This is a genomic window from Pseudomonas sp. BN414 (assembly GCF_029871275.1).
GTDB lineage: Bacteria > Pseudomonadota > Gammaproteobacteria > Pseudomonadales > Pseudomonadaceae > Metapseudomonas > Metapseudomonas resinovorans_C.
Genome location: NZ_SSOL01000031.1, coordinates 15,639 through 34,659, shown reverse-complemented (window position 1 = coordinate 34,659; position 19,021 = coordinate 15,639). Strand labels below are relative to the sequence as shown.

Sequence of the window (19,021 nt, the reverse complement as noted above, 5' to 3'; positions counted from 1 at the left end):
CCAGTTCGCCGGTACAGGTGGTGATCGGTCAGCCGGAAACCACGGCTTGCTCGGTTTTCACCGCATTGATGAAGGCCTGCATGGCGGAGGACTTGATGCGGTGCCGTCGGGTAATCAGGCCGAACGGCGGAAGGCGCGGCTCGAAAGCGATGGGGAGGACCGCCAGCAGGTGACGGCCGGGGTAATCCTCCACCACCGAGCGCGGGGTGACACCGATCATGTCGGTCTGCTGCAGCAGTGACAGGAGCGTCATGATGGAGGTGGTTTCCACGATGCTGCTGGGGATGTCCACCCGCGCATTGTGGAAAGCCTGGTTGACGATGGCGCGCATCGGGCTGGGGTGCTGCTGCAGCACCCAGGTCATGCCTTGCAGCTCAGTCCAGGTCAGATTCCCGGCGGTGGCAACGGGGTTCTGCGCGCCGGCGATCACGCAGAGTTCTTCCTCGCCCAGGCTGTCGAACAGCAGGTCGTCGGCGCGGGCACCGGTAGGAATACGGCCGAGTACCACGTCCAGTTGATCCTGCTGCAGCGCCTGCACCAGCACGTCGCTGGTGTCCACCTGGATGCTCATGGAGAGTCGCGGGTGGCTCTTCTTCAGAGTGGCGATGGTGCGGGTCAACAGGCCAGAGGCCAGCGCCGGAATGGCGCCCACCGTGACCCGGCCGAGGTTGCCTGACTCCAGCGCCGCCAGTTCTTCGCGCATGCCGGAGAGCTCGGCGAATACCATGCGCGCGTAGTAGATCACCGTCTCGCCGAAGGGCGTGGCGCGCATACCGCGGGGCAGGCGCTCGAACAGTTCCACCCCGAGCAGGCCTTCGGCCTCATGCAGCATCTTGGTGGCGGCGGGCTGAGTCATGCCGATCTCATCGGCGGCGCGGCGCAACGAGCCGAATTCCTGCAGGGCCAGCATCAGGCGCAATTGCCGCAGGCGCAGGCGGCTGTGGATGAGAGCGGCTTCGGGGATGCGCGACATGGAGGGGACTCGGCAGTCAGGGAGCGGCAAGCCTGACAAGAATTGCCAGGCATTGCCAAGGGGAGGAAGGAAGTGGGGCACAGGACAGAAGCCTTGTAGGAGCTAGCTTGCTAGCGAAATGGGGCTATTCGCTGGCAAGCCAGCTCCTACGGGTAATGCAGTTACTTGCAACACTCAGTTCAGAGCATTGCGTTTTCCTTCCGCGCTTTCGAATTGCGGAGACTGCATAGCGCCTTGGCGCCTCGCGCCAGCAGCGGCCAGAACAGCATCAGCAGCGCGGCAGTGGTCAGGCTGCCCACCAGCGGGTTGGACCAGAAGATCGACAGCTCGCCGTTGGAGAACAGCATCGACTGGCGGAACGCATCTTCGGCCTTGTCCCCCAGTACGGCGGCCAGGACCAACGGGGCGATCGGGTAGCCGAGCTTCTTGAACAGGTAGCCCAGCGCGCCGAAGAACAGCATCAGCCCCACATCGAACATGGAGTTGTGCACCGAGTAGGCGCCGATGGCACAGACCATCACGATGATCGGGGCGATGATCGAGAAGGGGATGCGCAGGATCGACGCGAACAGCGGCACGGTGGCCAGCACCACGATCAGGCTGACGACGTTGCCCAGGTACATGCTCGCGATCAGCCCCCAGACGAAGTCGTGCTGCTCGACGAACAGCGTCGGCCCCGGATGCAGGCCCCAGATCATCAGGCCGCCGAGCATTACTGCTGCCGTGGCCGAGCCGGGAATGCCCAGGGTCAGCATCGGCAGCAGGGCGCTGGTGCCAGCGGAATGGTCGGCGGTTTCCGGGGCGATGACCCCTTCGATCTCGCCCTTGCCGAAGTTCTCGCGATTCTTCGAGAAACGCCGCGCCAGGCTGTAGCTCATGAAGGATGCCGCGGTGGGACCGCCGGGCGTGATGCCCATCCAGCAACCCACCAGCGCGCTGCGCAGCCAGCTCACCCAGTAGCGTGGCAGCTTCGCCCAGGTGCGGAAGATCACCATTGGCGTGATGCGCGCGCGTTCGCCACGGAACACCAGTCCTTCTTCCACCGTGCAGAGGATTTCGCCGATGCCGAACAGGCCGATCACTGCCACCTCGAAGCTGATGCCCGAGAGCAGCCAGTTCTGGTCGAAGGTCAGGCGCAGGTCACCGGACACCGTATCCATGCCGACAGCGGCCATGGCGAAGCCGATCATCATCGCCACTACCGTCTTCAGGGGCGGGTTCTTGCTCATGCCGATGAAAGTGCAGAACGCCAGCAGGTAGACGGCGAAGAACTCCGGCGAGCTGAAGCGCATGGCGAAATCGGCGATGCGGGTGGAGAGGAAGGTCAACAGCAGCACGCCGACCAGCGCGCCCAGCAGGGCCGAGGTGAAGGCGGCGGTCAGGGCTTCGGCGGCCTTGCCCTGGCGGGCCATCGGATAGCCGTCGAAGGTGGTCGCCACCGATGACGGCTCGCCAGGGATGTTGAACAGGATCGAGGTGATCGAGCCACCGAACAGCGCCCCCCAGTACATGCAGGAGAGCAGGATGATGGCCGACACCGGCTCCATGGTGAAGGTCAGTGGCAGCAGCAGCGCGACGCCATTGGGTGCGCCTAGGCCCGGCAGGACGCCGACCAGGATGCCCAGCAGCACCCCGACCACCATCAGGCCGATATGGCCGGGGGTGAGGATCAGGTTCATGCCGTGCATGAGTGATTCGATTTCGCTCATTTCAACAGCCCTCCCAGCATGGCCAGGGGACCGGCTTGCAGCGGCACCTTGAACCAGAGCGCGAAGATCAGGTAGCTGGCCAGTGCCGCGCCGCAGGAAACGGCGCAAATGGTGAGCCAGCCATAGGGCTTGCCGCGCTGGCGGTCACGCCACATGAACCAGGCGATGAACAGAGCCGAAGCCAGGTACATACCGGTGAAGGGCATGGCGGCCACATACAGCGCGATGGGCACGAACACCGCCAGCACCTGGCGGAATGCTCCCCGGCTGACGAAAGCCTCGCCCAATGCACGCCAGTGCAGCGCTGTCAGCAGCAGGTTGGCGAGGCTGGCGACGGTCAGCAGCAGACCTATATAGAAGGGGAAGTAGCCCGGTTCCGGGCCGGCATCGCCCCAACCGATGCCGCTTGCGTAGCTTCCGTGCATCACCACGCCGCCCAGGGCGGCCGTGAACAGCGCGAGACCGGATTCCACCCAGCGGGTGCCGACCAGCGCAGACGAGTCATGCTTAGAGGACATCTTTTCACCCCACTGACGGGCGCCGCACGTGGCGGCACCCGTGCTGGATCACTTGCGCAGCCAGCCGGCCTGCTGGAAGACCGGGGTTACCCGGGCGGTGTCCTTTTCGATGTAGGCGGTCAGTTCGTCGCCGGCGAGGAAGGTCGGCACCAGCGCGTTACGCTCGACGTACGCCTTGAACTCCGGGGTCTGGCTGACCTTGCGCAGCAGCTCGACATAGAACGCGCGCTGCTCGGGGGTAACGTCGCCGGCCATGAACACCGTGCGCGGGAAGCGGTACTGGTCGACGCCCAGGCCCTGTTCCTTGCAGGTGGGCACATCGGCCCAGCTCTGCTCGCCGGCGACCTTCTCGGTGTAGGCCATGCGTTGCTGGCTGAACACGCAGAGCGGCTGGATCTGGTTGCCGCGCCACTGGCTCAGGCTTTCGGCCGGATTGTTGACGTTGGAGGAGATGTGCTTGCCAGCCAGTTGCGTGGCTGCCTCGCTGCCGCTCTTGAAGGGGATATAGGTGAGCTTGCTGCCAGTGGTCTGGTTGAGCAGCAGGGTCAGGGTCTGGTCCACATCCTTGGACTGGCTGCCGCCCATGCGCAGCTTCGCCGGGTCGGCCTTGACCTGCTCGTAGTAGCCCTTGGCGTCTTTCCAGGGAGCGCCCTGATAGGTCCAGAGGATGAAATCGTCCTCGGCCAGGGCGGCAACTGGAGTAAGGTCGGTCCATTGGTAACCGAGCTTGGCGACCAGTGGCAGCAGGTAGACGTTGTTGGTCCCGATCACCAGGCGCTCGGCATCCCCCTTGGACAGCTTCATGTCCAGGAAGGCCTCGGCACCATTGCCGCCGCCCTTGTTCAGCACCACGGTGTTCACGTCCATCAGCTTGTGCTGGCTGATGATCGACTGGATCAGCCGACCCAACTGGTCGGTACCGCCACCGGGGCCGCCGGCGACGATGATCTCGACATTCTTCTCGGGTTGCCAGGCATCGGCGAGGGCGGGGAGGGCGCTGGCGCAGAGCAGGGTGCATCCGGCGAGCAGGCGAGCGATTTGACGAACGGGAGCGGTTCGCATGGTGGACCTCTTCTTGTGCTTGTTATGGGTGGGCCGAGTGTGTGAAGCGGGTGCTATTCCGTCTACTCAATAAATCGCATACAGCGATAGCCTGGAGTTATCGCTACTGGCGCGACTGCCCCAGGCTGGCATATCAGGCTTTCGTGAACCCTTCGCCCGCGCGGAATCAGAGACCGATATCCCCAGGGAATACGTCTATGAGGAAGTTTGATTAGACGGTTATTGCTCGCGGTTGGAATAGTTCACCCATGCCGGCAGCGCCCAGGGCGAGTCGGGAAACCTGACAAGAACGATAAATACGAGGTCAGAGCCATGGCTCATTCGAGCGCCGTACACCGCCTGCACCCTTCACCTGCCTCCACTGATGATGCCGCCCGCCCCACCCGCGTTCGCTGGCGCATCTTCGCCATCATCTTCGCCCTCACCGTGATCAACCTGATCGATCGGGTTTCCCTGTCCATCGCCATGCCCACCATCGGCAAGGAATTCGGCCTGTCGCCCAGCATGCAGGGCCTGATCCTCAGCAGCTTCTTCTGGGCCTACGCGTTGCTGCAGATTCCCGGTGGCTGGTTGATCGACCGTTATGGTCCGCGCCGGGTGATCGGCTGGTCGACCGGGCTCTGGGGCCTCTTCCAGACCCTGGCCGCCTTCGCCAGCGGCGGGCTGTCGCTGCTCTTCGCGCGCGTCGCCCTGGGGGCCGCCGAAGCACCTTTATTCCCCTCCGGCGGCAAGCTCAATTCCCTCTGGCTGGCGCCTAGCGAACGCAGTCGGGGCGCGGTCCTGATGGATTGCGGCGGGCCGCTGGGCGTTGCCCTCGGAGGCCTGATCATCGCCTACCTGATTGCGGTACTCGGCTCCTGGCGCATCGCCTTCTTCGTTGCCGGCATCGCCACCCTGGGCATGGCCTGGCTGGCCTGGCACTACCTGCGCGACGATCCCGAGTTGCATCCCGACGTCAACGCCGAAGAACTAGCGCGTATCAATGCCGGCCGCGCCACTTCCGCAGCCCAGGCCGCCCGTGAGCAGGTGAAGGGCCTCGGCATCGCCGCCCGCTCCCTCACCGGCATGCTCCTGGGGCGTGCCAGCTGGGCCATGGTGTTCTTCGGCCTGCTGACCTGGGGACCCAGCTACCTGGCCCAGGCGCGTGGCTTCGATATCAAGGGCATCGGCGCTGCCACCTTCATCATCTTCCTCTGCGGCGCGGCCGGTTCGCTGTGCGGCGGCTTCCTCTGCGACACCCTGATCCGCAAGGGTGTGCGCCGGGGGCTGGCGGCGAAGGGACTGCTGACGGTTTCCGGTCTGGTCGCGCTGGGCGCCTTCATGCTCCTGCCCACCCTGCACGATGCCTACGCGGCTGTAGCGCTGCTCTGCCTGACCGCCTTCTTCCTGATGTGGGGCAGCCTCTACTGGAGCTTCCCCGCATTGCTGGCGGCACCCGCGCGGGTCGGCCTGATCGGCGGGGTAATGAACCTCGCCGGTAGCCTCGGCGGCATCTTCGTACCGATCGTGGTAGGCGTGATCCTTCAGTACTTCGGCGGCTATGCCGGCGTGCTCGGATTCTTCGCCGCCTGCTCGGCGCTGTTCGTCGCCGGCACGCTGCTCATCGGCCTGGACAACAACGAGGTGAACCATGGCTGAGGCGCAGCTTTACGACGGGCCTATCACCGATGCCCATCATCACTTCTGGGACCCGCAGCTGAACGACCACCCCTGGCTGGCGGCAGACGCGAATATTCCGTTCCGTTACGGCGACTACAGCGCCATCAAGCGTCGCTATTTCCCGGAGGATTACCTGGCCGACGCCGGTGAGCACCGGGTGGTGGCCACCGTCTACGTGGAAACCGAGTGGGACCCGACGGACCCGGTCGGCGAAACCCGCTTCATCCACCAGGTCGCCGAACGTTACGGAGCGCCCAATGCGGTCGTCGCCCAGGCCTGGCTGGACGCGCCTGATGTTGCCGAAGTGCTGGCCGGCCAGGCCGCCTTCGAGCGCGTGCGCAGCGTCCGCCATAAACCGGGCGGGCCGGCGCATCCGGATGAGGTGGGACAGTCGCGCAGCCTGATGAGCGACGAACGCTGGCGCCGTGGCTTTGCCGAACTGTCCCGCCATGGCCTGCATTTCGACCTGCAAACACCCTGGTGGAACCTTCATGAGGCTGAAGCACTTGCGCGGGACTTTCCCGAAACGCTGCTGATCCTCAACCATACCGGCTTGCCGTCCGATCGCAGCGAACCGGGCCTTGCTGCTTGGCATGGCGCTATGTCGCGCTTCGCTGAACTGCCCAACGTGGTGGTGAAGATTTCCGGCATCGGCCAGGCCGGCAAACGCTGGCGCGCCGAGGACAACGCCTGGATTGTGCGGGAAACCATCGCCATGTTCGGCGCCGAGCGGGCGATGTTCGCCAGCAACTTCCCGGTGGATGGACTCTGCGGGTCCTTCGACGACATCTACGGCGGTTTCAAGTGCATCGTCGCCGACCTGCCACTCGCCGTGCAGGAGCAACTCTTCTGCGGCAACGCGCAATGCATCTACCGAACCCATCCCTCGGCGTTCCACCTGCCGCAGGGCACTTCTGACATGAGGACAACCGCATGAGCAACGCCCGCCTTCCCCGCATCGCCATGGTCCTGGGCGACCCCGCCGGCATCGGGCCGGAGCTGATCGCCCGGCTGCTGGCTGAGCCCGAGGTACGCCGGCAGGCCCATGTGCTGCTGATCGCCGACGAGGCGGAAATGCGCAAGGGAATGCAGATCGCCGGTTGCGAGTTTCCCTACCGGGCGGTCGCTTCCCTGGAGAATCTGGAATTCACCGATGAGGTGCCGCTGTTCTACGACTATCGCGGTCAGGCCGAGGGGCCGTTCCCGCGCAGCGAAGCCAGCGTCGTCGGCGGGCGCTACAGCCTGGACACGCTGGAAGTGGCCTTGCGCCTGACTGCCGATAAGGTCACCGATGCCATACTCTTCGGTCCGCTGAACAAGACCTCCCTGCACATGGCCGGCATGGCCCACAGCGACGAGCTGCACTGGTTCGCCGAGTACCTCGACTTCCAGGGGCCGTTCTGCGAGTTCAACGTGCTGGACAACCTCTGGACTTCGCGCGTGACTTCCCACGTCGCCCTGGCCGATGTGCCCGGCCTGATCAGGCACGACAGGGTGGTGGAAGCCATCCGCCTGATCGACACCGCCCTCAAGCGCAGCGGGCTGGAAAAGCCGCGTATCGGTGTCTGCGGCCTCAACCCGCACAACGGCGACAACGGCAGCTTCGGCCGCGAGGAGCTGGACATCATCGGTCCGGCGGTGCGCACGGCCCGGGAACAGGGGATCGATGCGGACGGGCCTTACCCGGCGGACACCATCTTCCTCAAGGTGCAGGGCGATACGCGGGCGTTCGACGCGGTGGTGACCATGTACCACGACCAGGGACAGATCGCGATCAAGCTCATGGGCTTCTCTCGCGGCGTGACGGTCCAGGGCGGCCTGCCTATCCCCATCACTACACCGGCCCACGGCACCGCCTTCGACATCGCGGGGCAGGGCAGGGCCAACCTCGGTGCCACGCGCCAAGCTTTCGAAATCGCCTGCCGCATGGGTCGTAACCGGGCCTGAGCCCCACCCACTTCCTTGCCAATACAACCGTGCCACCCACCGGGTGAGCGCGGTTTTTTGCGTCGCCTGCCAATCGATTGATCGATAACCACCTGTGTGCTGCCCGGTGATTAGGTATTGCCTGTGGTTATCACTGAATGAACACAAGTGATTATTCGCCGCCCCTCTCGCTGGCTAGAGTCGGCCTCAACGAAAGCACCTCGCGACTCGTTGCAAGACCTACAAGAAGCCCGCCCTGTCTCCTCGCAAGGCGATTACCGGCAATAGAAGGACCTCACAATGACAACCACGACTTTCCTGCCCGAGGCACTTGCCTCCGCCATTTCCAGAAGCCGCCTGCGGCTGCTGCCATTCCTCATCCTGATGTACGTACTGGCCTTCATCGACCGGGCCAACGTGGGTTATGCGCGCACCTTCCTGCAGGCCGATACCGGCCTCAGCGATGCCGCCTTTGCCTTCGGCGCGAGCATCTTCTTCATCGGTTACGCCTGCTTCGAAGTACCGAGCAACCTGATGCTTCACCGCCTCGGCGCGCGCGTCTGGCTGTGCCGGATCATGGTCACCTGGGGCCTCGTCTCGGCCGCCATGATGTTCGCTGACAGCGCCACTGCCTTCTACGTGCTGCGCTTCATGCTGGGCGTGGCGGAAGCCGGCTTCTTCCCCGGCATCATCCTGTACCTCACCTACTGGTTCCCGGCGCAGAGCCGTGGCCAGGCGTTGGGAATGTTCTACTTCGGCCTGCCGCTGGCGCTGGTGCTGGGTGGGCCGCTGTCGGGCTGGCTGCTGGAGTTCCACGGCATCTTCGGCATGACCAACTGGCAATGGTTGTTCGTGGTCGAGGGCCTGATGGCGTCGGTGGTGGGGATAGCCGCCTACTTCTACCTGGTGGACCGCCCCCGTGATGCCCGTTGGCTGAGTGCGGAGGAGAAGTCCGCGCTGGAGGACAAGCTGGCCGAAGAGGATGCCCAGAAGCGCGGCCACAGCCCCCATGGCTTCCTCAGCGCGCTGCGCAGTGGCCAGGTGCTGAAGTTCTGCCTGGTCTACTTCACCGTACAGATGAGCGTGTACGGCGTGGTCTTCTACCTCCCCACCCGCATCGCCGGCTTCCTCGACGGCCAGGTGGGCCTCAGTGTCGGGCTGCTGACCGCCATTCCCTGGGCCTGCGCGCTGGTGGTGACCCGACTGGTCACCCGCCATGCAGACCGCACCGGGCAACACCGCAACCTTGCCGCCCTGATGCTCGCGATGGCGGCCGCAGGTATCGCCGCATCGGCGCTCAGCCCGAACCTGACCTTCGCGGTGATCGCCTTCTGCTTTGCGGCCTCCGGATTCGTTTCGGTTCAGCCGTTGTTCTGGACGATTCCCACCAGCTACCTGAGCGGTGCGGCGGCGGCCAGCGGCATCGCCCTGATCAACTCCCTGGGCAACCTCGGTGGCTTCGTCGCGCCGAATCTCAAGACCCTGATGGAAACCCTCTTCGGTGACCCACGCGCGGGCATGTTCGCCCTCGCGGTGGTCGCTGTGATCGGCGCCCTGCTGATCCTCCGCCTGAACACCCGGAAAACCGCGACCGAGGAGGCCCTGGAGCCTGCCCGCGCGAACTGACTGCAGCCATAGGAGCCATGCACATGAAGATCAAATCCGTCCGTACCCGCGTTTTCGAATGGAAGGGCAAGGTGGTGCCGCCGCAAGCGCACTTCTGCACCAATGCCACCGACATCCTCTATGAGCGTGGCGATGCCATGGGCTCGTTCCGCTTCCATGGCTGGCTAGTGGTGGAAATCGAAACCGACACCGGCATCGTGGGTATCGGCAACTGCGCCCTGGCGCCGCGGGTGGCCAAGGAAATCATCGACCTCTACCTGGCGCCCATCGCCATCGGCGAAGACCCCTTCGACTACGAATACATCTGGCAGAAGATGTACCGCCGCAGTCACGCCTGGGGCCGCAAGGGCATCGGCATGGCCGCTATCTCGGCGGTGGACCTGGCGATCTGGGACATCATGGGCAAGGCGGTGAACAAGCCGGTGTTCAAGCTGCTGGGCGGGCGCACCAAGGAAAAGATCTGGACCTACGCCTCGAAGCTCTACGCCAACGACAACCTCGACCTGTTTCTGGAAGAAGCCCAGGGCTATCTGAACCAGGGCTTCACCGCGCTGAAGATGCGCTTCGGCTACGGGCCCAAGGACGGCCCGGCGGGTATGCGCAAGAACATCGAGCAGGTCCGTGCGCTGCGTGAACTGGCGGGCCCGGACGTGGACATCATGCTCGAGTGCTACATGGGCTGGACCCTGGAATACGCCCGCCGCATGCTGCCGAAACTGGCCGAGTTCGAACCGCGCTGGCTGGAAGAGCCGGTGATTGCCGACGACATCGAAGGCTATGTGGAGCTGAAGAAGATGGGGATCATGCCCATCTCCGGTGGCGAGCACGAGTTCACTTCCTACGGCTTCAAGGACCTGCTGGAGCGCCGCGCAGTGGACGTGATCCAGTACGACACCAACCGTGTCGGCGGCATCACGGCGGCGCGCAAGATCAACGCCATGGCCGAAGCCTGGTCGGTGCCGGTGATTCCCCACGCCGGGCAGATGCACAACTACCACCTGACCATGGCCAGCACCGCCTCGCCCATGGCCGAGTTCTTCCCGGTATTCGACGTCGAGGTGGGTAACGAACTCTTCTACTACGTGTTCAAGGGCGAGCCGCAGCCAGTGAACGGCTACATCCAGCTGGACGACAACCTGCCGGGACTGGGTCTGGAGATTTCCGAGGAATACCTGAAGGACTTCAACATCATCGAGTAACGGGCACTCCAGCCCACAGGGCAGCCCGGGCCAGGTGTGTCGGCGGCCCGAGCACCCGATTGGCCCCGGCGTATGCCGGGGCTTCTTTTTCAGGCCGACGCCAGCGTGGAATGAGGCACTGGGGCTGTGGGGGCGAATTCATTCGCTATGAGCAGCGCAGCTGCCCCAACGCCCCAAGGGCAGGCCTGCGGCCTGCTCAGCGACTGAAGTCGCCCCCACAAAATGCTGGAGCGCGGAAACGTCTGTTGTAGGAGCGACTTCAGTCGCGAAAGGCAGCGCAGCTGGCCCTGCTATTCGCGGCCGGGCGTGGCGGACCGCATCGCGAATGAATTCGCTCCCACAGAGAGCTGGCCGAGGTTGGCTCTTTCCCGCCCGGCACCGCACGCCGACCGGCTCTTGAGTCATGCAGGCTTAGCCGATATCTTGAGTCGCCTAATCATTAGTCTGCTACCAAGCCCTTCCCCGGCAGACGACCCGGACCCCTGATGAGCTCCCAAAGTCCCTTGTCGCAACGCATCGACCAGCCGCTGAAAGGTATCGTGCTGGTCTGCCTGGCAACTTTCCTGTTTTCCAGCCACGACGCGATTTCCAAGTACCTGTCGGCCTTCTACCCCATCGTGATGGTGGTCTGGGTGCGCTACCTGGTGCACACGCTGCTGATGGCGGGCTTCCTGCTGCCGCGTGAAGGCACCCGCATACTCCGCACCAAGCGCCCGATGCTGCAGATCGCACGCGCGCTCTGCCTGATCGGGGTGAGCCTGCTGTTCACGACCGGCCTGCGCTATATCCCGCTGGCCGAGGCGACCTCGGTAATCTTCCTCGCGCCGCTACTGGTCACCCTGCTTTCGGTCCCTTTGCTGCGCGAGCGGGTCTCCCGCGCGCAATGGGGGGCGGTGTTGGTGGGGTTCGCCGGGGTGCTCCTGATCGTGCGCCCGGGCGGTTCGCTGTTCACACCGGCCGTTCTGTTTCCGTTGGCTGCGGCCGTGTGCTTTGCCTTCTACCAATTGCTGACGCGCATTCTCACGCGCACCGACAGTTCGGCCACCAGTAACTTCATCACCGGCCTGACCAACACCCTGATCATGAGTGCCCTGGTGCCGTTCTTCTGGCATCTGCCGGACAACCTCGGCCACAGCCTGCTGATGCTGGCGCTGGGGACCTGCGGCATGGGCGGGCACATGCTGCTGACCCAGGCGTTCCGCCACGCGTCGCCGCCGCTTCTGGCGCCCTTCGGTTATGGGCAGATCGTCTTCGCTGGCCTGCTCGGGTTACTGCTGTTCAACCACGCGCCGGACCAGGTCGGCCTGCTTGGCATCGCGATCATCGTGGGCAGCGGCCTGTTCATGGCGTACGCGCAGAAGCGTTAAGCGCTTTCTGCCTGACGCGAGTCGACGTAATCCTTCAGCCACCGCAGTACCTGCACCGGCTCCCAGCGGCTCGGGTCGAACAGGGCATAGGCCTGGCCCTGGTACCCCACCACATCCAGTTGCCGGTGATAGCCGGCACGCTGGAACAGGGCCTCGATCTCGGCCAGGCAGGTGTTGAAGTGCAGGCGGCCGAAGGGCGTCTTGCCATCGGTCACCAGGCCTTCCAGGCGTAGCTCTTCCACCGCTTCGCGGATTTCTTCCGGGGCCATGCGGCTCACGGTGTACTTCAACTGGCGCACATCCAGCATCGGGTCTTCCTCGGATTCAGTGCAGTCGCCGGCTGGCGGACAAAGGCTGCACCTGGCCACGGGGCGGGAAGGGCAGCGGCAGCTGATAGGGCAGCGGTACGTTTGATGGAACAGGTTGCTCGGGCATCGGCAAGCGGATCGGTGCTGATACAGGCATAGGACTTTTCCTGAATTACTGTATATTTATACAGATATCAGTTGCCGCCGTCTGATGGCAACCAAACCAAAGGAAAAATCTGTTGTCAGTCATTTCCCCTGACGCAGTACCCCGAGAACAAGAAAACTGATGATTCGCTCTATCCTGCTGTTTTGCCTGCTGTTTTCCGCCACCACCGAAGCCGCCGCACCACGCACGTTCAACGAAGCGAAGAAGGTCGCCTGGAAGCTCTATGCCACTCACCCGGTGGAGTTCTATTGCGGCTGCCGTTACCAGGGCAATCGCGTCGACCTGAAAAGCTGCGGCTACGTGCCGAGGAAGGCGCCGCAACGGGCCAAACGCATCGAGTGGGAGCACATCGTGCCGGCCTGGGTGATCGGCCATCAGCGTCAGTGCTGGCAGCAGGGCGGGCGCAAGAACTGCGCGGAGAACGATCCGACCTACCAGCGTGCCGAGGCCGACCTGCATAACCTGGTACCGAGCATCGGCGAGGTGAACGGCGATCGCAGCAACTACAGCTTCGCCTGGCTACCGCAGAAGCCGAGCCAATACGGCGCTTGCCCGATGGTGGTGGACTTCAAGGCACGCAAGGCGATGCCGCGCCAGCAGATCCGCGGGATGATCGCGCGTACCTACTTCTACATGAGCGACCGCTACGGCCTGCGCATCTCCAGCCAGGACCGCAAGCTCTACAACGCCTGGAACCGCCAGTACCCGGTGGAAGCCTGGGAGCGCAACCGCAACCAGCGCGTGGCCTGCGTGATGGGTTACGGCAATCCGTTCGTGGGGAAGGTGGATATGGGTGTTTGCCGGCGGTAGTGGCAGCGTTTTTCGCGAATGAATTCGCTTGTATGGCCTGGGGTGAAACCTGTCGGGGGCGGAGCCTTGTAGGGTGGGCTTCAGCCCACGCTGAACCGCAATGGTGGGCCGAAGCCCACCCTACGGGGAATCGATGGCCCACCAACTTGGCAGTAAACGCTGCACCTCCGGCCGCGCGAAGCGGTCGTCGATCAGGTGCACCACGCCCCTGTCGTCGGTCGTGCGGATGACCCGGCCGGCCGCCTGCACCACTTTCTGCAAGCCGGGATAGAGGTAGGCGTAGTCGTAGCCGGCGCCGAACTGTGCGGCCATGCGCAGCTTCAACTGCTCGTTGATGGGGTTCAGTTGTGGCAGGCCAAGGGTGGCGACGAAGGCGCCGATCAGTCGCTCGCCGGGTAGGTCGATGCCTTCACCGAATGTGCCGCCGAGCACGGCGAAGCCGATGCCCTGACCGCCCGCTTCGAAGCGCTGGATGAATGCCTGGCGCTCGGCTTCGTCCATCTGCCGCGCCTGCAGCCAGACGGGCACTTGTGGATGCTCGCGGGCGAAGAGGCTGGCGACCTGCTGCAAATAGTCATAGCTGCTGAAGAAGGCCAGGTAGTTGCCGGGACGTTCCGCAAACTGTCGGGCCATCAGCCCTGCGATGGGGGTGAGCGATGCGTTGCGGTGCTGGTAACGCGTGGAGACGTCGGTGGCTATCCGGACCTGGAGCTGTTCGGCGCTGAAGGGGGAGTCCACTTCCAGCCAGGGTGTATTGGCGGCCAGTCCCAGCAGGTCGCTGTAATAGCGGCGCGGGTTGAGGGTGGCTGAGAACAGCACGGTGGAATGGCTGGCGGCGAATCGGGGACCGATGAAGGGGGCGGGCACCAGATTGCGCAGGCACAGGCGTGACAGGCTGCTTCCACTTTTGCCGAGGCGCTTGCTGAGGTCGAACAGCGAATGGCTGTCGAACTGCTCGGCCATGCGACCGAATTGCATGGCTTCGAAGTAGAACTCCTGCAGGGCGGCATCCATGGCGGTGGGGTTGTCGGTGAGGTAGTCGGTAATCGCGGTTACCGCACCCTGGAGGGCATTGAGCAGTTTGGTCGGAGGAGCGTCATAGGCGCGGTAGTCCTCGGCCTGCTCCTTGTTCAGTTCGCTCCAGGCGCGGCCGACCCGTTCCAGGGATTTCTTCAGCACGGCCGGGGCGTTCTTGCGCAGCGCCTTGAGGCTGAGCTGGTCGAGCTCGGCCGAATACATCTTGCGCGCCCGTTCCACGAGGTTGTGGGCTTCGTCCACCAGCACCGCAACGCGCCACTGGTTGACGTTGCTCAGCCCGTGGAGCAGGGCGCTCGCGTCGAAGTAGTAGTTGTAATCGCCTACCACCACATCGCTCCAGCGAGCCATCTCCTGGGCCAGGTAGTAGGGGCAGACCTGATGGGCGAGTGCAATTTCACGAGTGGTTTCGCGGTCCAGCCAGCGGCGTTCCGTTGCTGCCTTGCGGGCGGCCGGCAAACGGTCGTAGAAGCCGCGGGCGAGGGGACAGGATTCGCCGTGACAGGCATTTTCCGGGTGCTCGCAGGCCTTGTCGCGAGCGACCAGCTCAAGCACCCGCACGGGCGTGACATCGATCTGCTGCAGGGCATCGAGGGCCAGTTGGCGGCCGGGTGTTTTCGCGGCGAGGAAGAAGACCTTGTCCAGCGCCTGGCGCGGAACTGCCTTGAGCAGGGGAAACAGGGTGCCGAGGGTCTTGCCGATGCCGGTGGGCGCCTGAGCCATCAGGCAGCAACCGGTGCTGGCGGCCTTGTACACGGCTTCGGCAAGCTGGCGCTGGCCCTGGCGGAACGCGGCATGGGGAAAGGCGAGGATTTCGAGGGCGGTGTTGCGCGCTGTTGTGTGGGCGAGCTCCTGTTCGGCCCAGGCGATGAAGCGTTGGCACTGGGTTTCGAAAAACAGGCGTAGGTCTTCGGCCTTGTGGCGCTCGGTGAACAGGGTTTCTCTCTGGCTGCCAATGTCGAAATAGACCAGCGCCAGCTCGACCTCCGGAAGCGACTGCTGCTGGCAGAGCAGCCAGCCGTAGACCTTCACCTGGGCCCAGTGCAGATGTCGGTGGTTTTCCGGCATGCGCTGGAGATCACCGCGATAGGTCTTCACTTCCTCCAGACGGTTCAGCACCGGGTCGTAGCCGTCGGCGCGACCGCGCACACGCAGTGGGCCGAATTCGCCAACCAGCGCGACTTCTGTCTGGTAGCCCTCGCTCCGACGGCTGGCCACCAGCGCGTGGCCCGCGATGCCTTCCTGGGCAGTGGGCGCCGGGGTGAAGCGCAGGTCGAGGTCGCCCGTCTTGGCGGTGAACTCGCAGAGCGCGCGCACGGCAACGCTGTAGTTCATGTCAGGCGTCCGCCCACTGCACGTAGCAGACTTCCACGGGAATCCCGTGCTGGGCGCAGAACTCCAGCCAGCGCAGCTGGTTGTCCTGCAGTCGGTCTCCGGGACCCTTCACCTCGATCAGGCGGTAGCGGCGTTCGGCCGGCCAGAACTGGATCAGGTCCGGCAGGCCAGCGCGGTTGGACTTGATGTCGGCGAGGATGCGCTGGAAACAGGCCTTGAGCTGTGCCGCCGGCAGGCAGGCCAGGGCCTGGTCGAGCAGGGTTTCGTCCAGGTTGCCCCAGTAGACGAAGGGCGACAGCAGCCCCTGCTTGGCGGCGAAGGTCCGGCGAATGCTGGCCTGGTAGGCGTCGCTATCCAGTTGTGCCAGGCAGGCATCGAACAGCTCTGCCCGGCGTGCATGGAAATCAGGACTGAGCAGGTCCGACGGCCCATTGTGGAACGGGTGGAAGAAGGCGCCGGGTAGCGCGGCGAAGATGGCGTCCCAGCACAGCAAGCCGAACAGCGAGTTGAGCAGGGTGTTCTCCACGTAGTGCACGGGCGCGCCGTCTTCGTGGAAATGAAGCAGCACGGCATGCTCCACCGATAGCGGTTCCGGGGGTTGCGGCAGCAGCAGGTCGATACGCTGCACCGTGGCGCTGCCGGCTGGCGGCTCCTTGGGCAGGCCGAGTTTGCGTCGCAGGCGCGGCAGGATGCGGGTCAGGTGTTGCTGCTCTTCCTCGCTCTCGGGCGCTGCGTTGGCGAGTTGCGCAAGACCGAAGGCATCGTCATGGGCCTCCAGGCGTTCGAATACACGGATGCGGCGCACCCGCGCCCCTGGGTAATCGCAGAGGCTGTACAGGCCAAGCGCCGCTTCAAGCAGCTCGCAGCGCTCGCAATGCTGGCCGATCTGGAACAACAGCTTGCGTCGACGCGCATCCAGCCAAGGGTTGGCGTGGGTTTCGAGTGGAAGTTCGGGCAGCAGTTGTTCGAGTGCCTCACCCGCCTCGAAGCGCTCCCTCCAACGGTGAAGGCGCAGGTAGTAGTCGAGGTCGGCACGTTCGCGGAAGCCCCTGGCCGAGGCATCGATCTCCACCTTTTCGTACTGATAGATGCCGAGGTCGGCGAGTACGAATTCGGACCAGTCCTGATAGAGGTTGCCGAAGAACATCAGTCGCAGGCGGTCGCAGATGTCCATCAGGCCGAGGGCATAGACGCAATCACTGCTGGCCGGAAACCAGTCCGCGAAGGTGCGGCGTCCATCGTGTTCGGCAAGCAGGTTCTCCAGGCGCTCCGCCTTGCGTCCCGGCGCCTTGCCGAAGCAGGCATCCACTTCGCCGAGGGTGAGCAGGCCAAAGAGTTGAGCCAGGTCCAGCTCCGCTGCTGCATCCACCCAGCCGAGTGCCAGCAGCGGAAGGGCCGCCTCGCAGGTATCGCCGATCTCCGCGTAGTTCAGCTTGCTCGCTCGAAACAGCGTGCCCTTGCGCATCACCATGCGAACAAGGAGTGCCTGGGAGGCCTGGGGCAGGGCACGGAAATCTTCGATGAACGCCACTTCCTCGCCGTCCAGCAGGTCGTGATAACGCTCGCTGATCCAGTCCAGCAGCGTGTGGAAGTTGTGCAGGTAATAGAAGGGATCGTCGAGGGCGGCAGGCATGGCGGGGAGAGGCAGACCGGTCTTTTACTGTGGATATATACAGATATCAGGCGCGGCGGGGGCGCGGCAAATGCATTTCGATCAGTGGGGCTGCGGTCGGCGCGACGCTATTTATTTTGTCGCGCCTGAATCTAAAAAACCTATATCCAAAGCCTTCTGGCGCGCGGCGCACAGCGCTTTTCGCGCTGGTAGCTTTTTCCTAGCCAGCGACTACAAAAATCATAATTTCGCGAATTCCTCGCTCTGAACAGAATGCGGCCAACACCCTTTACCGATAGCCGCATCAGCAAAACAAGAATGATCAGAGTCAGAGGAGGCAAGCGATGACCGACCTGAACCAGACCGCGTTTCAGAAGTACGCGGAGAAGGCCGTTGAAACAATAGAGATCGATACGCTGGTTGTGGGTGCCGGTCAGGCCGGCGTGGCCATGAGTGAGCACCTGACCAAGCTCGGCGTACCGCACCTGGTGCTGGAGCGCAATCGCATTGCCGAAGCCTGGCGTACAGGACGCTGGGACTCGCTGGTGGCCAACGGGCCGGCCTGGCATGACCGTTTCCCGGGGCTGGAGTTTGACCTCGATCCCGACGCCTTTGCTTCCAAGGAGCAGGTGGCGGCCTATTTCGAAGCCTACGCCAAGCAGTTCGATGCCCCCATCCGCACCGGCGTGGAAGTGAAGTCCGTGGTGCGCAATGCAGACCGTCCAGGATTCACCGTCGAAACCTCCGAAGGTGTGATCCAGGCAAATCGTGTGGTCGCCGCTACCGGTCCTTTCCAGCGCCCGATCATCCCACCGATTGCGCCCAGCAACGCAAGCGTCACGCAGATTCACTCCGCCCAGTACCGCAATCCTCAGCAACTGCCGGAAGGCGGGGTGCTGGTGGTAGGGGCCGGCTCGTCCGGGGTGCAGATTGCCGATGAACTGCAGCGCGCCGGCAAGCAGGTCTACCTGTCGGTCGGTCCGCACGATCGTCCGCCGCGCGCCTACCGCAATCGCGACTTCTGCTGGTGGCTTGGCGTACTCGGTCTGTGGGATGCGGAAGCTGCCCAACCGGGCAAGGAACACGTGACCATTGCTGTGAGCGGTGCTCGTGGTGGTCATACGGTCGACTTCCGCGCACTGGCCCATCAAGGTGTGACGCTCGTCGGCCTCACCAAGTCGTTCGAAGGCGACGCGGTGACCTTCCAGGCGGACCTTGCGGAAAACATCGCTCGCGGCGACGAGAACTATCTGTCGCTGCTGGATGCAGCGGACGCGTACATCGAGCGCAACGGCCTCGATCTGCCGGAGGAGCCCGAAGCCCGCGCGACCTACTCGGACCCGGAATGCGTGAGCAGCCCGATACTCGAACTGGACCTGGCAAAGGCCGGTGTTACCTCGATCATCTGGGCGACTGGCTACGCGGTCGATTACAGCTGGCTGAAGGTCAATGCCTTCGACGCCAAGGGCAAGCCGCAGCACCAGCGCGGTGTGTCGGCTGAGCCGGGTATCTATTTCCTCGGTTTGCCGTGGCTGTCCCGCCGGGGCTCCACCTTTATCTGGGGTGTCTGGCACGACGCCAAGCACATCGCCGACCACATCGCCACCCAGCACAAGTACCTCGCCTACCGCGATGCCTCGCAGCGCCGGGCGAAAGACTGAGAGGCAGCGTTTACATGCAGGCGACTGCTGTCATTCGTGTGCTCAAACAATCAGA

At 64.0% G+C, this 19,021-nt stretch carries 16 protein-coding genes; 9 read left to right on the top strand and 7 right to left on the bottom strand.

Features of this window, described 5'->3' with window-relative positions; all coding sequences use genetic code 11:
* Positions 1–28: 28 nt before the first annotated feature.
* The 4 genes from E8E95_RS04280 to E8E95_RS04265 form a co-directional block, all read right to left on the bottom strand.
* A complete protein-coding gene (locus E8E95_RS04280; RefSeq protein WP_280348370.1) occupies positions 29–973 on the bottom strand; it encodes a LysR family transcriptional regulator in 945 nt (314 codons plus the stop codon).
* Between the two features lie 179 nt (positions 974–1,152).
* Positions 1,153–2,682 (bottom strand): tripartite tricarboxylate transporter permease, encoded by a 1,530-nt coding sequence (locus E8E95_RS04275; protein WP_280348369.1) that lies wholly within the window; start codon positions 2,680–2,682, stop codon positions 1,153–1,155.
* Positions 2,679–3,200, bottom strand: a complete 522-nt coding sequence (locus E8E95_RS04270) for a tripartite tricarboxylate transporter TctB family protein (RefSeq protein WP_280348367.1) — start codon at positions 3,198–3,200, stop codon at positions 2,679–2,681. Before E8E95_RS04270 ends, E8E95_RS04275 begins: the two co-directional genes overlap by 4 nt.
* A 48-nt stretch (positions 3,201–3,248) precedes the next feature.
* Positions 3,249–4,262 carry a tripartite tricarboxylate transporter substrate binding protein gene (locus E8E95_RS04265; RefSeq protein WP_179057830.1) on the bottom strand — a complete coding sequence of 338 codons (1,014 nt, stop codon included), beginning with the start codon at positions 4,260–4,262 and terminating at the stop codon, positions 3,249–3,251.
* 312 nt (positions 4,263–4,574) lie between these two features.
* Here E8E95_RS04265 and E8E95_RS04260 point away from each other — a divergent pair, with 312 nt between their 5' ends.
* The 6 genes from E8E95_RS04260 to E8E95_RS04235 all read left to right on the top strand — a co-directional run bounded on the left by E8E95_RS04260 (position 4,575) and on the right by E8E95_RS04235 (position 12,039).
* The gene (locus E8E95_RS04260; RefSeq protein ID WP_280348364.1) at positions 4,575–5,900 is read left to right on the top strand and encodes an MFS transporter; all 1,326 of its coding nucleotides are present in this window, start codon (positions 4,575–4,577) and stop codon (positions 5,898–5,900) included.
* The gene (locus tag E8E95_RS04255; protein WP_280348362.1) at positions 5,893–6,858 is read left to right on the top strand and encodes an amidohydrolase; all 966 of its coding nucleotides are present in this window, start codon (positions 5,893–5,895) and stop codon (positions 6,856–6,858) included. The genes E8E95_RS04260 and E8E95_RS04255 overlap by 8 nt, the downstream gene beginning before the upstream one ends.
* Positions 6,855–7,868 carry a 4-hydroxythreonine-4-phosphate dehydrogenase PdxA gene (locus E8E95_RS04250; protein ID WP_280348360.1) on the top strand — a complete coding sequence of 338 codons (1,014 nt, stop codon included), beginning with the start codon at positions 6,855–6,857 and terminating at the stop codon, positions 7,866–7,868. The genes E8E95_RS04255 and E8E95_RS04250 overlap by 4 nt, the downstream gene beginning before the upstream one ends.
* Positions 7,869–8,147: 279 nt before the next feature.
* Entirely contained in the window at positions 8,148–9,473 is a 1,326-nt protein-coding gene (locus tag E8E95_RS04245) for an MFS transporter (protein ID WP_280348358.1), read from the top strand.
* A gap of 23 nt (positions 9,474–9,496) precedes the next feature.
* Positions 9,497–10,672 (top strand): L-lyxonate dehydratase, encoded by a 1,176-nt coding sequence (locus E8E95_RS04240; protein ID WP_179057835.1) that lies wholly within the window; start codon positions 9,497–9,499, stop codon positions 10,670–10,672.
* A gap of 485 nt (positions 10,673–11,157) precedes the next feature.
* A complete protein-coding gene (locus tag E8E95_RS04235; RefSeq protein WP_280348355.1) occupies positions 11,158–12,039 on the top strand; it encodes a DMT family transporter in 882 nt (293 codons plus the stop codon).
* On the opposite strand, the gene E8E95_RS04230 is transcribed toward E8E95_RS04235, so the two are convergent.
* Positions 12,036–12,347, bottom strand: coding sequence for a transcriptional regulator (locus E8E95_RS04230; RefSeq protein WP_077525266.1), 312 nt, complete (start codon positions 12,345–12,347; stop codon positions 12,036–12,038). The two genes, E8E95_RS04235 and E8E95_RS04230, sit on opposite strands and share 4 nt — an antisense overlap.
* Before the next feature lie 283 nt (positions 12,348–12,630).
* Here E8E95_RS04230 and E8E95_RS04225 point away from each other — a divergent pair, with 283 nt between their 5' ends.
* Positions 12,631–13,323, top strand: a complete 693-nt coding sequence (locus tag E8E95_RS04225) for an endonuclease I family protein (RefSeq protein WP_280348519.1) — start codon at positions 12,631–12,633, stop codon at positions 13,321–13,323.
* A 120-nt stretch (positions 13,324–13,443) separates the two neighbouring features.
* Here E8E95_RS04225 and E8E95_RS04220 read toward each other — a convergent pair whose 3' ends face one another.
* Together E8E95_RS04220 and E8E95_RS04215 are read right to left on the bottom strand one after the other, a co-directional pair.
* Entirely contained in the window at positions 13,444–15,693 is a 2,250-nt protein-coding gene (locus E8E95_RS04220; protein ID WP_280348353.1) for an ATP-dependent DNA helicase, read from the bottom strand.
* Position 15,694: 1 nt separating this feature from the next.
* Positions 15,695–17,326 carry a VRR-NUC domain-containing protein gene (locus E8E95_RS04215; protein WP_280348351.1) on the bottom strand — a complete coding sequence of 544 codons (1,632 nt, stop codon included), beginning with the start codon at positions 17,324–17,326 and terminating at the stop codon, positions 15,695–15,697.
* Positions 17,327–17,396: 70 nt separating this feature from the next.
* Between E8E95_RS04215 and E8E95_RS04210 the strand changes: the two genes are divergently transcribed.
* The gene (locus E8E95_RS04210) at positions 17,397–17,573 is read left to right on the top strand and encodes a hypothetical protein (protein WP_179057840.1); all 177 of its coding nucleotides are present in this window, start codon (positions 17,397–17,399) and stop codon (positions 17,571–17,573) included.
* Between the two features lie 76 nt (positions 17,574–17,649).
* Positions 17,650–18,966, top strand: a complete 1,317-nt coding sequence (locus tag E8E95_RS04205) for an NAD(P)/FAD-dependent oxidoreductase (protein WP_280348348.1) — start codon at positions 17,650–17,652, stop codon at positions 18,964–18,966.
* The last annotated feature ends 55 nt before the right edge of the window (positions 18,967–19,021 follow it).

Coding starts and splice junctions, on each gene's coding strand:
- E8E95_RS04230 (WP_077525266.1), bottom strand. CDS start 12,347: ATGCTGGATGTGCGCCAGTTGAAGTACACCGTGAGCCGCATGGCCCCG.
- E8E95_RS04240 (WP_179057835.1), top strand. CDS start 9,497: ATGAAGATCAAATCCGTCCGTACCCGCGTTTTCGAATGGAAGGGCAAG.
- E8E95_RS04245 (WP_280348358.1), top strand. CDS start 8,148: ATGACAACCACGACTTTCCTGCCCGAGGCACTTGCCTCCGCCATTTCC.
- E8E95_RS04220 (WP_280348353.1), bottom strand. CDS start 15,693: ATGAACTACAGCGTTGCCGTGCGCGCGCTCTGCGAGTTCACCGCCAAG.
- E8E95_RS04270 (WP_280348367.1), bottom strand. CDS start 3,200: ATGTCCTCTAAGCATGACTCGTCTGCGCTGGTCGGCACCCGCTGGGTG.
- E8E95_RS04265 (WP_179057830.1), bottom strand. CDS start 4,262: ATGCGAACCGCTCCCGTTCGTCAAATCGCTCGCCTGCTCGCCGGATGC.
- E8E95_RS04255 (WP_280348362.1), top strand. CDS start 5,893: ATGGCTGAGGCGCAGCTTTACGACGGGCCTATCACCGATGCCCATCAT.
- E8E95_RS04215 (WP_280348351.1), bottom strand. CDS start 17,326: ATGCCTGCCGCCCTCGACGATCCCTTCTATTACCTGCACAACTTCCAC.
- E8E95_RS04210 (WP_179057840.1), top strand. CDS start 17,397: ATGCATTTCGATCAGTGGGGCTGCGGTCGGCGCGACGCTATTTATTTT.
- E8E95_RS04235 (WP_280348355.1), top strand. CDS start 11,158: ATGAGCTCCCAAAGTCCCTTGTCGCAACGCATCGACCAGCCGCTGAAA.
- E8E95_RS04205 (WP_280348348.1), top strand. CDS start 17,650: ATGACCGACCTGAACCAGACCGCGTTTCAGAAGTACGCGGAGAAGGCC.
- E8E95_RS04250 (WP_280348360.1), top strand. CDS start 6,855: ATGAGCAACGCCCGCCTTCCCCGCATCGCCATGGTCCTGGGCGACCCC.
- E8E95_RS04280 (WP_280348370.1), bottom strand. CDS start 973: ATGTCGCGCATCCCCGAAGCCGCTCTCATCCACAGCCGCCTGCGCCTG.
- E8E95_RS04275 (WP_280348369.1), bottom strand. CDS start 2,682: ATGAGCGAAATCGAATCACTCATGCACGGCATGAACCTGATCCTCACC.
- E8E95_RS04260 (WP_280348364.1), top strand. CDS start 4,575: ATGGCTCATTCGAGCGCCGTACACCGCCTGCACCCTTCACCTGCCTCC.